The sequence below is a fragment of the Streptomyces sp. col6 genome, assembly GCF_008042035.1.
Taxonomy (GTDB): domain Bacteria; phylum Actinomycetota; class Actinomycetes; order Streptomycetales; family Streptomycetaceae; genus Streptomyces.
Map to the genome: position 1 here is coordinate 577,380 of NZ_RDBL01000029.1, position 13,270 is coordinate 590,649.

At 71.5% G+C, this 13,270-nt stretch carries 13 protein-coding genes; 4 read left to right on the forward strand and 9 right to left on the reverse strand.

The genetic code is table 11. The features are described 5' to 3' along the window. The 6 genes from EAO73_RS31980 to EAO73_RS32005 all read right to left on the reverse strand — a co-directional run. On the reverse strand, positions 1-1,319 hold a 1,319-nt coding region (locus EAO73_RS31980), incomplete at its 3' end, for a DoxX family membrane protein (protein ID WP_147975419.1). Positions 1,320-1,509: 190 nt separating this feature from the next. Continuing rightward, positions 1,510-2,466 (reverse strand): 23S rRNA (guanosine(2251)-2'-O)-methyltransferase RlmB, encoded by a 957-nt coding sequence (gene rlmB, locus EAO73_RS31985; RefSeq protein WP_147974987.1) that lies wholly within the window; start codon positions 2,464-2,466, stop codon positions 1,510-1,512. Positions 2,467-2,548: 82 nt separating this feature from the next. Beyond that, positions 2,549-3,952, reverse strand: a complete 1,404-nt coding sequence (cysS, locus tag EAO73_RS31990; protein ID WP_147974988.1) for a cysteine--tRNA ligase — start codon at positions 3,950-3,952, stop codon at positions 2,549-2,551. Between the two features lie 107 nt (positions 3,953-4,059). Then, entirely contained in the window at positions 4,060-4,578 is a 519-nt protein-coding gene (ispF, locus tag EAO73_RS31995) for a 2-C-methyl-D-erythritol 2,4-cyclodiphosphate synthase (protein WP_147974989.1), read from the reverse strand. Then, entirely contained in the window at positions 4,568-5,314 is a 747-nt protein-coding gene (gene ispD / locus EAO73_RS32000; protein ID WP_147974990.1) for a 2-C-methyl-D-erythritol 4-phosphate cytidylyltransferase, read from the reverse strand. Before ispD ends, ispF begins: the two co-directional genes overlap by 11 nt. A gap of 436 nt (positions 5,315-5,750) precedes the next feature. Beyond that, entirely contained in the window at positions 5,751-6,233 is a 483-nt protein-coding gene (locus tag EAO73_RS32005; RefSeq protein ID WP_006380568.1) for a CarD family transcriptional regulator, read from the reverse strand. A gap of 628 nt (positions 6,234-6,861) precedes the next feature. On the opposite strand from EAO73_RS32005, the gene EAO73_RS32015 reads away from it, so the two are divergent. Beyond that, on the forward strand, positions 6,862-7,512 hold the full coding sequence (locus EAO73_RS32015) for a copper chaperone PCu(A)C (protein WP_147974991.1): 651 nt from the start codon (positions 6,862-6,864) through the stop codon (positions 7,510-7,512). An 81-nt stretch (positions 7,513-7,593) separates the two neighbouring features. Here EAO73_RS32015 and EAO73_RS32020 read toward each other — a convergent pair whose 3' ends face one another. After that, the gene (locus tag EAO73_RS32020) at positions 7,594-8,274 is read right to left on the reverse strand and encodes a response regulator transcription factor (protein ID WP_018519642.1); all 681 of its coding nucleotides are present in this window, start codon (positions 8,272-8,274) and stop codon (positions 7,594-7,596) included. Next, positions 8,271-9,545, reverse strand: coding sequence for a sensor histidine kinase (locus tag EAO73_RS32025; RefSeq protein ID WP_147974992.1), 1,275 nt, complete (start codon positions 9,543-9,545; stop codon positions 8,271-8,273). The genes EAO73_RS32020 and EAO73_RS32025 overlap by 4 nt, the downstream gene beginning before the upstream one ends. Before the next feature lie 209 nt (positions 9,546-9,754). Between EAO73_RS32025 and phoU the strand changes: the two genes are divergently transcribed. Together phoU and EAO73_RS36195 are read left to right on the forward strand one after the other, a co-directional pair. Beyond that, on the forward strand, positions 9,755-10,432 hold the full coding sequence (gene phoU, locus EAO73_RS32030; protein WP_147974993.1) for a phosphate signaling complex protein PhoU: 678 nt from the start codon (positions 9,755-9,757) through the stop codon (positions 10,430-10,432). Between the two features lie 209 nt (positions 10,433-10,641). Continuing rightward, positions 10,642-10,791: a hypothetical protein gene (locus tag EAO73_RS36195; protein ID WP_191134298.1), complete on the forward strand. Its 150-nt coding sequence runs from the start codon at positions 10,642-10,644 to the stop codon at positions 10,789-10,791. Between the two features lie 35 nt (positions 10,792-10,826). Here the strand turns inward: EAO73_RS36195 and EAO73_RS32035 are convergent, their stop codons facing one another. Then, on the reverse strand, positions 10,827-12,200 hold the full coding sequence (locus EAO73_RS32035; protein ID WP_147974994.1) for an MDR family MFS transporter: 1,374 nt from the start codon (positions 12,198-12,200) through the stop codon (positions 10,827-10,829). Positions 12,201-12,417: 217 nt separating this feature from the next. Here EAO73_RS32035 and EAO73_RS32040 point away from each other — a divergent pair, with 217 nt between their 5' ends. After that, a complete protein-coding gene (locus EAO73_RS32040) occupies positions 12,418-13,176 on the forward strand; it encodes a phosphoglyceromutase (RefSeq protein ID WP_147974995.1) in 759 nt (252 codons plus the stop codon). The last annotated feature ends 94 nt before the right edge of the window (positions 13,177-13,270 follow it).

The following is a 13,270-nucleotide window of genomic DNA, read 5'->3' on the forward strand; positions in this document are numbered from 1 at the left end:
GTGCTGTGGGACGGGGTGGGGCGGTCCCCGGCGGGGCTCTCGGAGGCCTTGCCCTTGCGGGACTTGTCGGGGAGCGGCGAGCCGGGGAGCTGGTTGGTGGGGACGCCGTGGGGGCCGGGGACGGTGACGACCTCGGTGGAGCGGACGGCGCCGCCGAGGACGGAGCCGATGAGGAGGGTGAGGCCGACGACGACACTGGCGACGACGGCACCGCGGCGCAGGACGCGGCGGCGCAGGTCCCAGATCTCGGAGCGGGGGCCGAGCTTGCGCCAGGCCTCCCCGGCGAGGCGTCCGTCGATGGAGTAGACGGGGGCGCCCGCGATGATCAGCGGGCTCCAGGCGGCCAGGTAGATGATGTCGGGCGCGTCGTAGGCGGCGACGGTGCGCCAGCTGACGGTGACCAGGAGAGCGGCGGACAGCAGGGCGCCGATGGTGGCGGCGACGCGCTGCCAGAGCCCGAGGACGGTGAGGACACCGACGACGACCTGGAGGAAGGCGATGGAGAGCCCGGCGCCGACCGGGTGCGAGAGCGCGAAGTCGCGCAGCGGTTCGGCCAGCGCCCACGGGTGCAGCGAGTTGAGCCACTTGACCATGGAGCCGCGTTCGCCGCCGTCGAAGTAGACGGGGTCGCAGAGCTTGCCCATGCCGGCGTAGATGGAGATGAAGCCGAGGAAGACCCGCATCGGCAGGAGCACGACGCCGAGGTTCATGCGGCGGCCCGGGTAGTACGCGTGGCGCACGTCGTCGTTGCCGTCCCGGCGGCGGCCACGGGTCTCGCCGTCCCCGTCGGTGAGGTCGACGGCGGACTCGTCGTCGTACGCGTCCCGGTGGTCGTAGCGGTCCGCGTCGTACGGGCCGGGGTCGGCGGCGTCGTAGGCGCCGACCGCCCGGCGCATCGGCGGCAGCAGCGGACCACCGGAACGGGGCGCGCCGATGACGGGGTTGGGCTGGGTCTCTTCGAGGGGGTGCTCGTCCAGGCGCGGGATGACCTGGGTGCCGGCGCCGCCGCGTCCGTGGTCGAACTCGTACGAGGCGTACGGCTCGTACGGGTCGTAGGCGGTTTCGGGGCGGCCGGCGGTGGAGTTGCGTACGGCCTGGAGGAGCCCGGTGGCGCCGGGGTCACCGGGGGCGGACTTGCCGCTCCAGACGACGGGGGCGCGGCGGCCGCGTCCGGCTCCGGCGGCGCTCATGGCGGGGATCCTGGGCGCGCCGGCGGGGGTCGCACCGCGCAGCCGTGCGCGCTGGCCGGGGGCGAGCTGCACCCGGAAGCTGGCGTGGTTGACGATGACCTGCGCAGGGTCGCAGTCCACCTTGGTCATGCTCAGGGCGGGTAGTTCGTCGAACCGAGGCGTTCTGGTGTCCACACTCATCTAACCGAGTGATGTGTGATTAGGACACTGCCTGCACCGTGTCGAAGTGTCCGAGACCCGTCAACAGGTGGTGGGGGGTTGCGCGGGGGCGCGTGCACGTGCGTGCGCGCCCCCGCGCGGCCCGTCCGGGGCCGGTGGATCAGGCGCGGCGGCGGGCGACCTCGTACATGACGATGCCGGCGGCGACACCGGCGTTGAGGGACTCGGCGCCGCCGGGCATGTTGATGCGGACGCGGTAGTCGCAGGTCTCGCCGACGAGGCGGCCGAGGCCCTTGCCCTCGCTGCCAATGACGATGACGACGGGTCCGGCGAGCGCTTCGAGGTCCTCGACGGTGTGCTCGCCGTCGGCGGCGAGGCCGACGACCGCGATGCCCTCCTTCTTGAAGGCTTCGAGGGCGCGGGTGAGGTTGGTGACCTTGGAGACCGGGGTCCGGGCGGCGGTGCCGGCGGAGGACTTCCAGGCTCCGGCGGTCATGCCCGCGGCGCGGCGCTCGGGGACGACGACGCCGTGGCCGCCGAAGGCGGAGACGGAGCGGACGATCGCGCCGAGGTTGCGGGGGTCGGTGACGCCGTCGAGCGCGACGATGAGGGGGTCCTCGCCGTTGTCGTAGGCGGCTTCGAGGAGGTCCTGCGGTTCGGCGTACTCGTAGGGCGGGACCTGGAGGACGAGGCCCTGGTGGTTCAGTCCGCCGGTCATGCGGTCGAGCTCGGGGCGGGGCGCTTCCATCAGGTTGATGTTGCCGCGCTCACCGGCGAGCTGGAGGGCCTCGCGGACGCGCTCGTCGTTGTCGATGTACTGCTGGACGTAGAGCGTGGTGGCGGGCACGCCGTCGCGCAGGGCCTCGAAGACGGGGTTGCGGCCGACGACCATCTCGGAGGCGCCCTTGACACCGCCGCGGCGGGGGGCCGGGCGGCGGTTGGCGGCCTGCTTGGCCCTGGCGGTCGCGATGCGGTTCTTCTTGTGCTTCTTGCGCTCCTCGGCGGGCGGCGTCGGGCCCCGGCCCTCCAGGCCCCGGCGTCGCTGGCCACCGCTGCCGACCTGCGCGCCCTTCTTGTTGGACGTGCGGCGGTTCCTGCGCTGGCTGTTCCCGGCCATGACCTACCTGTTTCGTTGCTTCGGTCGTGCGTACGTATAAGTGAAGTGTGCCGCCCGGCGGACCGGGCGGCATGTGGTGGGGCTACTGGCGCGGGCCGAGTGTCCACCGCGGTCCGGACGGGCTGTCCTCGATGACGAGTCCGGACTGGTTGAGCTGGTCGCGGATGGCGTCGGCGGCGCCCCAGTCCTTGCGGGCGCGCGCGGACTGGCGCTGGTCGAGGACGAGGCGGACGAGGGTGTCGACGACGCCGTGCAGGTCGTCGCCGCGGTCGCTCTCGCCGGCCCAGTGGTCGTCGAGCGGGTCGAGGCCCAGGACGCCGAGCATGGCGCGGACCTCGGCGAGGCGCGCGACAGCGGCTTCCTTGTCGTCGGCGGCGAGGGCGGAGTTGCCCTGGCGCACCGTGGTGTGGACGATCGCGAGCGCCTGCGGGACACCGAGGTCGTCGTCCATGGCTTCGGCGAAGGCGGGCGGCACCTCGGAGGCGGCGGCGACGGTCTCGCCGGCCTTCTCGGTGACGCGCTGGATGAAGCCCTCGATCCGGGCGAACGCCGACTCGGCCTCGCGCAGAGCCTCCTCGCTGTACTCGATCATCGACCGGTAGTGCGGGGTGCCCAGGTAGTAGCGCAGGACGATCGGGCGCCAGGCCTTGACCATCTCGCTGACGAGGACCGAGTTGCCGAGCGACTTCGACATCTTCTCGCCGGACATGGTGACCCAGCCGTTGTGCACCCAGTACTTCGCGAAGTCGTCGCCGAAGGCCTTGGCCTGGGCGATCTCGTTCTCGTGGTGCGGGAAGATCAGGTCGATGCCGCCGCCGTGGATGTCGAAGGCGGTGCCGAGGTACTTGTGCGCCATGGCGGAGCACTCCAGGTGCCAGCCGGGGCGGCCGCGGCCCCAGGGCGTCTCCCAGCTGGGCTCGCCCGGCTTGGTCGCCTTCCACAGGGCGAAGTCGCGCTGGTCGCGCTTGCCGGTCTCGCCCTCGCCGGAGGGCTGGCGCAGGTCGTCGAGCTCCTGGTTGGAGAGCTCCAGGTAGCCGGGGAACGAGCGCACGTCGAAGTAGACGTTGCCGTCGGCGGCGTAGGCGTGACCCCGCTCGATGAGGCCGCGCATCATCTCGATCATCTCCGGGACGTGCCCGGTGGCGCGGGGTTCGTAGGTGGGCGGCAGGCAGCCGAGCGCGTCGTAGCCCGCGTTGAACGCGCGCTCGTTCTCGTAGCCGATGGCCCACCACGGGCGGCCCTGTTCGGCGGACTTGGCGATGATCTTGTCGTCGATGTCCGTGACGTTCCGGACGAACGTCACGTCGTAGCCGCGGTACTCGAACCAGCGGCGCATGATGTCGAAGTTCAGTCCGGACCTGATGTGCCCGATGTGCGGGGCGGCCTGGACGGTAGCGCCACAGAGGTAGATCGAGACACAGCCCGCTGCGAGCGGGACGAAGTCACGGATCTGCCGGGCGCTGGTGTCGTACAGGCGAATAGTCACCCCTCAAGGGTAGTGGGCCCGCACCAGTGCCCCGCGCCCCTGTGGATATTGCGGGCGCAGTTGTTACGGGGCGGGTGCGGGCGGCCCGTGCGTACGTGCGGCCGGCGTCAGCCGGTGCGGTAGACGAGGGCGGTCGCGAGGCCGGCGATGCCCTCGCCGCGGCCGGTGAAACCGAGGCCGTCGGAGGTGGCCGCGGACAGCGAGACGGGGGCGCCGACGGCGTCGGACAGGACCTGCTGCGCCTCGTCGCGCCGCTTGCCGATCTTGGGGCGTACGCCGACGACCTGGACGGCCACGTTGCCGATCTCGAAGCCCGCCGCGCGGACGACACGGGCGGCCTCGGTGAGGAGGGTGACCCCGGCGGCGCCGGACCACTCGGGGCGGCCGGTGCCGAAGTGCTGCCCGAGGTCACCGAGGCCGGCGGCGGAGAAGAGGGCGTTGCAGGCGGCGTGGGCGACGACGTCCGCGTCGGAGTGTCCGGCCAGGCCGGGGCCCTCACCGTCCCAGCGCAGTCCGGCGCACCACAGCTCGCGGCCCTCTTCGAAGGCGTGGATGTCGGTGCCGATGCCGACGAGCGGGATCACCGGCGCGGGGGCCTGTGCGGGCCCGGGGGTCTCAGAAGCCATCGTTGGCCCTCCTGCGTGCGAGTACGGCCTCGGCCAGGACCAGATCCAGGGGCCGGGTCACCTTGAACGCCTCTTCGTGTCCGGGCACGACGACGACGGGCGCGCCGAGCTGTTCGACCATGCCGGCGTCGTCGGTGGCGCCCTCACCGCTGACGGCGACCTGTTCATGGGCGCGGACGAGGGTGGCGCGTTCGAAGCCCTGCGGGGTCTGTACGGCCCTGAGCCGGGCGCGGACCGGCGTCGAGAGCACCGGTTCGGGCGCGCCGGGAGCCCCGGGCTCGACCTCCTTGACGGTGTCGGCGAGCGGCAGGGCGGGGACGACGGCGGGGGCGCCGTCGCGTACGGCCTCGACGACCGCGTCCACGGTGTCGACGGGGACGAGGGGGCGGGCCGCGTCGTGGACCAGGACGGCGGTGATGGTGTCGGGGAGGGCGTCGAGGCCGCGCTTCACCGATTCCTGGCGGGTGTCGCCGCCGGGCACGACGAGGAAGTCGGTGCGCTCGGGCAGGGCGTGCTCGTCGAGGAGGTTGCGGACCTCGGGGGCGCCGTCGGGCGGTGCGACGACGACGACCAGGGAGACGTGCCGGGAGGCCGCCATGGCGCGTACGGCGTGGATGAGCATGGGCGTCCCGTTGAGCGCGCGGAGCGCCTTGGGGGCCCCGGGGCCGAGCCGTACGCCGCGGCCGGCCGCGGGAATCACGGCGGCCGTGCGGGAGGGACGCGGTTGTTCAGACATCGGTAGCACTCCGAGGCTTCGGCATGTTTGTGTCCACGGCCGGCGTGGGTATGGCCACAAGCGAGCCGGGGCGCTGCGCCATGACTCGACCGGGACCCTTTCCGTGACCCCGGGCGGGTGGGGGCACGTCGCGGCCGCTCGGGGTCGGCCTCGCACGCCGGTGTCGGCAAGATCGCGAGCAACGTACCAAGGGCGTGCGGCGGGGGATCATCGGCAGGTGCCGGGGAATCCGGCCGAATCTCGCCGTTGGTGGCCGAAAACAATGTCCAGCCGGACCCGCATATGGCTGGAATTCGCCGTTCGCTTGCGACCCCGCAGGTCCGAACATGCCGCAGCGCCCGACGACACAGCGTGAATAGAGCTGGTCAGCGGGCACCGCGGCACATTTTCTACGGCCGGTGCGATCCGGTCGTCAGGACGACCGGTGCCATCCGGTTCAGGATGCGAGAACCTCGTCGAGGAGGGCCTCGGCCTTGTCCTCGTTGGTGTTCTCCGCGAGGGCGAGCTCGCTCACCAGAATCTGGCGGGCCTTGGCGAGCATGCGCTTCTCACCTGCGGAGAGTCCGCGCTCGCGCTCACGGCGCCACAGGTCGCGAACGACTTCGGCGACCTTGATGACGTCGCCGGACGCCAGCTTCTCGAGATTTGCCTTGTAGCGCCGCGACCAGTTCGTCGGCTCCTCGGCATACGGTGCGCGCAGCACCTCGAAGACGCGGTCCAGCCCTTCCTGCCCGACTACGTCGCGCACACCCACGAACTCCGCATTGTCCGCCGGTACACGCACCGTCAAGTCGCCCTGAGCGACCTTGAGCACCAAGTAGGTCTTGTCCACGCCTTTGATCTGGCGAGTTTCGATAGCCTCGATCAGCGCGGCCCCGTGATGGGGATAGACCACGGTGTCGCCAACCTTGAACGTCATGTGACAGGTACCCCTTCCGTGGCTATCAAGCGTAACACGAGAATCGCTTCTCCTGAATGGCGTTTTCGCAGGTCAGGGCATATCTCGGGGCTTGACAACTGCGACAGGGACGTGCTGCGGACGGGCCGCGGAAGACGGTATTCGCAGGTCGGAGCCGCTGTACGGGGACGGAGAAACGCGGACGTTACACGCACTCCGCCTAGCTCCGAAGGGGCCGAACGTCCCGTTTTGTCGGGTTCCGGTTGCCGAACTTTCCGTAGCCCGTTCGGCGATGGATCACTCGTTCGGACGTAAGTGCCGATGGCCAATGAAATTGATCAACGTACGGCCGCACGGGGGATTATGCGCAATGAATGCGCCACCGTCCGTGAACAGCCACGAAGCCCGGGGTGAACGCGCGGCCGGAATTTGATCAAGCGCGTTATGTGAAGAGACCGCGAATGTACGGACGCGACCGGGCCCGGGATCACGGGCCCGTCAGGGGCGGGTCGGGTGCGGGGCGGCGAGGGGGGTGCGGGGCGGCGAGGGGGGCTCGGTAACCTGACGGCTGACAGACCCTTGGGGCGGCTTTGCACCACCCGCCCGACCCGTCCGTACCCGTCCGCTCGTTCAAGGAGTTGCCGCCGCCGTGAGCCGCAGCCTTCGACACGGCGCCCTCGCCGCCACTGCCATCGCGTTCTCGATCACCGCGCTCACCGCGTGCGGTGCGGGCAATAACGCGCAGACGCTCGAAGTCAGGCCTGACAACGCCGCCACCTCGGCCGGCACGATCAAGATCCAGAACGTCAACGTCATCACGCAGCCCGAGCGCGACGCCAAGGGCCCGGCGGTCGTCTCCGCCACGGTGTTCAACACCGGCACCAAGGCGGAGACCCTCGACTCCATCACCCTGAAGGGCAGCAGCGGCTCCGTGCAGCTGCACCCCGCCAAGGGCTCCGGCCCGCTCGTCGTCCCCGCCGGCGGCAGGGTCGTCCTCGGCGGCAAGGGCAACGCCGCCGCCGTGATCGAGAACGGCGACGAGGCGACGGAGAACGGCAACGTGCAGCCGCTGGTCTTCACGTTCAGCCGGACCGGCCAGGTCTCCCTGGGCGCCTCCGTGGTCCCCGCGACCCACTACTTCGAGGGCTTCGGCCCCAGCGCGCTGCCCGAGCCGCCGAAGACGCCGGACGCCTCGCCGTCCGGCTCCGCCTCCGGGTCCGCGTCGCCGAACACCTCCGAGAGCCCGTCCGGCGAGGCCACGGCCTCCTCCTCGGCGAGCGAGTCCGGCCAGCCCGGCTGAGCCGCACCCCGCAGCACACATGGCTGAGGCGCCTTCCCCGCCGGGGGAGGCGCCTCAGCCATGCCGGACGTACGGGCCGGTCTACGGCTCGAACTTGTACCCCAGGCCGCGCACGGTCACCAGGAACCTGGGCGCGCCCGGGTCCGGCTCGATCTTGGCGCGCAGGCGCTTCACGTGGACGTCGAGGGTCTTGGTGTCGCCCACGTAGTCCGCGCCCCAGACCCGGTCGATGAGCTGCATCCGGGTCAGCACCCGGCCCGCGTTGCGCAGCAGCATCTCCAGCAGGTCGAACTCCTTGAGCGGCAGGTCGACCTTGCCGCCGGAGACCGTGACGACGTGCCGGTCCACGTCCATGCGGACCGGGCCCGCCTCCAGGGCGGCGGGGGCGACCTCCTCGGGCTCGCCGCGCCGGCGGAGCACCGCGCGGATGCGGGCGACGAGCTCGCGGGAGGAGAAGGGCTTGGTGACGTAGTCGTCGGCCCCTATCTCCAGGCCGACGACCTTGTCGATCTCGCTGTCCTTGGCGGTGACCATGATCACCGGCACGTTGGACCGGCTGCGCAGCTGGCGGCAGACCTCGGTGCCGGGGAGTCCGGGCAGCATCAGGTCGAGCAGTACGAGGTCGGCGCCGTTGCGCTCGAACTCGTCCAGGCCGTCGGGTCCGGTGGCCGCGATGGCGACCTCGAAGCCTTCCTTGCGGAGCATGTAGGACAGGACGTCGCTGAAGGATTCCTCATCCTCGACGACAAGCACTCGGGTCACGGAAGAGCCTCCGGGGCAGGGAAGGGTACGTAGGAGTCGGGGGTGGCGCCCGGGTGGGACGCCTCGTCGCCGTTGACGATGAGCGGGCCGCCCGCCGCGCGGTCCCGGCCGCGTGCGGAGCCCGCTTCGGGCAGCCGCAGGGTGAAGGTGGAGCCCTGTCCCTCCGAGCTCCACACGGTGACCTCCCCGCCGTGCGAGGCGGCCACGTGTTTGACGATGGCGAGGCCGAGGCCCGTGCCACCGGTGGCGCGCGAGCGGGCCGGGTCGACGCGGTAGAAGCGTTCGAAGACCCGTTCCCGGTCCTTCTCGGAGATGCCGATGCCCTGGTCGGTCACGGCGATCTCGATCTCGTCCCCGCCGGGCACGACCACACGGCGGGCGGCGATGCCGACGCGGGTGCGGGCGGGGCTGTAGTTGACGGCGTTCTCGACGAGGTTGCCGAGAGCGGCGGCGAGCTGGCCGCGGTTTCCCCATATCCGCAGGTCGGCGGTGCCGCCGGCGGCCATGGTGATCTGCTTGGAGCCGGCCTGCTGGCGGCAGCGGTCGATGGCCTCGGCGACCAGTTCGTCGACGCGGACCGGTTCGGCGTCCTCCAGCGGGTCGTCGTTCTGCACCCGGGAGAGGTCGATCAGCTCCTGGACGAGGTTGGTGAGCCGGGTCGCCTCGATCTGCATGCGGCGGGCGAAGTGCTCCACCGCCTCCTGGTCGTCGGAGGCGTCGAGCACGGCCTCCGAGAGCAGGGACAGGGCGCCGGTCGGGGTCTTGAGCTCATGGCTGACGTTGGCGACGAAGTCGCGCCGGACCGCCTCGATGCGGCGGGCCTCGGTGAGGTCCTCGACGAGCAGCAGCACCAGCCGGGAGCCGAGCGGCGCGACCCGGGCGGAGACGGCCAGCGCCTCGCCCCGGCCCGTTCCCCGGCGCGGGAGATCCAGTTCGACCTGGCGTATCTCGCCGTCGCGGCGGGTGTCCCGCGCCATGTTGAGCATCGGCTCGACGGCGAGCCGGCCGCCCCGGACGAGCCCCAGCGCGTACGCGGCGGAGCTGGCCTTGACGACGCTGTCGCTCTCGTCGAGCACGACCGCGGAGGAGCTGAGCACGGACAGGACCGTGTCGACGCCGGGGGGCAGCGGGGCGTTGCTGTCGGGCCGCAGGGAGGTGCGCGTCGGCTTCTTCTGGTCGCGCTCGCTCCAGCGGAACGCCAGCATGGCGATCACACCGGTACCGACACCGGCGATCGCGGCAGCTGCGGCGACCGCCGCGTTCACGTCCATGTGTCCAGGTTATGCGGCCGGGCGGACACTCTCCCAGCCGTCCGATGGCCTCCTCGGCCACTCGTCGCCCAGAGTTCACCGAGGGGCAAGCACCGGTTCACTTGGCCGGTCGGAATCCGACGCGTACGCCCGTCACGGTGGCGTCGTGGGGTTCGGAGCCGGTCATCGGCGGGCCCCGGCCTCGGTCAAGGACTGGAGAGGGACATCCCATGCGTGACGCGTACCACGAGGAACTCGACTCGATCGGCGAGGGCCTGGTCGAGATGGCCCGGCTCGTCGGGTCGGCGATAGGCAGGGCGACGACGTCGATGCTCGACGCCGATCTCAAGCTCGCGGAGTCGGTGATCGCCGCCGACCAGAAGGTGGACGACCTCCAGCACGAGCTGGAGGCCCGCGCCATCGCCCTGCTGGCGCGCCAGCAGCCGGTGGCGACCGATCTGCGGATCGTGGTGACGTCGCTGCGGATGAGCGCGGACCTGGAGCGCTCCGGCGACCTGGCCCAGCACGTCGCCAAGCTGGCCCGGCTGCGCTTCCCGCAGTCCGCCGTCCCGCACGACCTGCACGCCACCATCCTGGAGATGGGCCAGCTCGCGCAGCGCCTGATGGCGAAGGCGGCGGAGGTGATCGTGACCAAGGACGTCGACCTGGCGCTCCAGCTGGAGCAGGACGACGACGAGATGGACCTGCTGCACCGCGCGCTGTTCCAGCACCTGATGGACGACCGCTGGAAGCACGGCATCGAGACGGCCGTCGACGTGACGCTGCTGGGCCGTTATTACGAGCGGTTCGCCGACCACGCGGTGTCGGTGGCCAAGCGGGTGGTCTACCTGGTGACGGGCGAGCACGCGGACGAGATCCAGCAGCCGGCACCGGTCGACGGCGCTTGAGAGGGCCCCGGCGCGGGAAGGCCGGGGCGCGGGACGGCGGGGCGCACGCCCGCGCGCACGGCTCGCACATGCGTTCCTGCGCATGTGCGCCGTTGATGCGCCCGTCCGGGTGGGCATGCAATGGGGTGGGGCGGCACGACGTGTCCGTACGCCCCGGTCGCGGGCCCCGTGCGGGCGTGCGGCCCTGTCGTACGCCTTGAGGAGGAACCATGGCCGACTCCCCCATGACCGAACCCGAGCAGGAGGCCCCCGTCGAGGTGGTGCGCCTGACCGTTCTGGGCGCCTGCGGCTGCGGATCGGGCTGCGGGTGCGGCTGCCAGTCCGGGGCGCCGTGCCAGTGCGGTGGCTGCTCGGGCTGACGCCGGACCGGCCACCGGCCACTGGGCCGTACGGGTTACGAGGGCGACGCCTCCGCCTTCGTGACCCGTACGCCGGTCTCCTGCGGGGCGGTCCCGGTCGCGACGGCCGTCTCCGTCGCGACGACGGTCTCCACCGCGACGGCAGCCTCCACCGCGACGACGGTCTCCTTCGTGACGGCCGCCCCGGACGGCAGGCCGCGCATCAGCAGCCAGTACCCGGCGGCGGCCACGGTGCCCAGCAGCGCGCAGGTGGCCCACAGCCAGCCGGCGCCGAAGTGGTCGATGACCACGCCGGACATCAGGGGCGCGACGAGCGCGGCGGCCGACCAGGACAGGGCGTACACCCCCTGGTAACGGCCCCTGCCGTGGGCGGGCGACAGCTGGACGACCAGGCCGTTCTGCACGGGCGCGTTGATGATCTCGGCGACGGTCCACACGCAGATGGTCAGGGCGTACACCCCGACGGAGTCCGCGAGAACGGTCAGTCCGAATCCGTACCCCGCGAGCAGCGAGGAGACGACGAGCAGCCGGCGCGGGTCGCGGCTCTGGATGAACCGGGTGACGGGGATCTGCAGGGCGACGATGAGCACACCGTTGACCGCGATCGCCGTACCGAAGTCGGAGCTGCTGAGCCCGTCCGCACCCATCGCCACCGGCAGGCCCACGTACCCCTGCTGGAAGATCAGCGCGATCACGAAGGACAGGCCGACGACGCCCATGAACCGTCCGTCGCGCAGGACGGTGGAGAGCCGTACGCCGTCGTCGGCGGGCACCCCGCCGGCCGTCGGTCCGCCGGAGCGCTCCGGCCTGGACTCCGGCACCTTCAGGAAGACGACGACCGCGCAGACGAGGGTCATCGCGGCCTCGCCGACGAAGCCCGCGAGATAGCTGTACTCGGCGACGAACCCGGCGCCCGCGGAGGAGACGGCGAAGCCGAGGTTGATGGCCCAGTAGTTGAGCGAGAAGGCCCGCACCCGGTCCTCGGCCGGGACGATGTCGGCGATCATCGCCTGGACCGCCGGGCGGGAGGCGTTGCTCGCCATCCCGACGAGGAAGGCGACACCGGCGATGGCCACCGGGTGCACCATGAACCCGAGCACGGCGACCGACACGGCGGTGGAGAGCTGCGCGGCGAGCATGGTGGGCCGGCGCCCGAAGCGGTCCGTCATCACTCCGGCCCCGAGCGAGGACACGACCCCGCCGAGCCCGTGCAGGGCGGCGACAAGACCGGCGTACGAGGCGGAGTAGCCGCGGTCCAGCGTCAGATAGAGGGCCATGAAGGTGGCGACGAACGCCCCGAGGCGGTTGACCAGGGTGCTGGTCCACAGCCACCAGAACTCCCTGGGGAGACCGGAGACCGTTTCCCGGGTGGCCCGGGTGGCCCGGCCGAAACCGGCGGCGGCAGACATACGGGTTCCCCCCAGGGACGTACGACGGATGACGTCGGGGAAGTAAGTGGCCCACCGACGATCCGAACATTACGAACCCGCGAGCCGCCCCTGCCACTCAATTGACGCGCCCCGTCAAACGACGGAGGGCACCCCGCTCCCCCGCCATCCCGGTCCTCGCTGTCCGCCCTGTGACCGGTCGCGCGCGGCTCGGACGGGTTCGATTACGCTCGGACTCATGGCCGACGCACCGTACAAGCTGATCCTCCTCCGCCACGGCGAGAGTGAATGGAACGCGAAGAACCTGTTCACCGGTTGGGTGGACGTCAACCTCACCGAGAAGGGCGAGAAGGAGGCGGTCCGCGGCGGTGAGCTGCTGAAGGACGCCGGCCTGCTCCCCGACGTGCTGCACACCTCCCTCCAGAAGCGCGCCATCCGCACCGCCCAGCTCGCGCTGGAGGCCGCGGACCGCCACTGGATCCCCGTCCACCGCTCCTGGCGTCTGAACGAGCGCCACTACGGCGCCCTCCAGGGCAAGGACAAGGCCCAGACGCTCGCCGAGTTCGGCGAGGAGCAGTTCATGCTCTGGCGCCGCTCGTACGACACCCCGCCGCCCCCGCTCGAGGACGGCACCGAGTTCTCCCAGAGCGACGACGCGCGCTACGCGACGATCCCGCCGGAGCTGCGCCCCCGCACGGAGTGCCTGAAGGACGTCGTCACGCGCATGCTGCCGTACTGGTACGACAGCATCGTCCCGGACCTCCTGACCGGCCGCACGGTCCTGGTCGCCGCCCACGGCAACAGCCTCCGCGCCCTGGTCAAGCACCTCGACGGCATCTCCGACGCCGACATCGCGGGCCTGAACATCCCCACGGGCATCCCGCTCGCCTACGAACTCGACGCGGACTTCCGCCCCCTGAACCCGGGCGGCACCTACCTCGACGCGGACGCCGCCCAGGCGGCCATCGAGGCCGTGAAGAACCAGGGCAAGAAGTAACAGCTGCCCCGAGAAGGCCCCCGCCCGGCACCATCGGGCGGGGGCCTTTGCGTGGGCCGGCACTGCGGGGCACCGGCTCCCTCGCGTAGGTTCG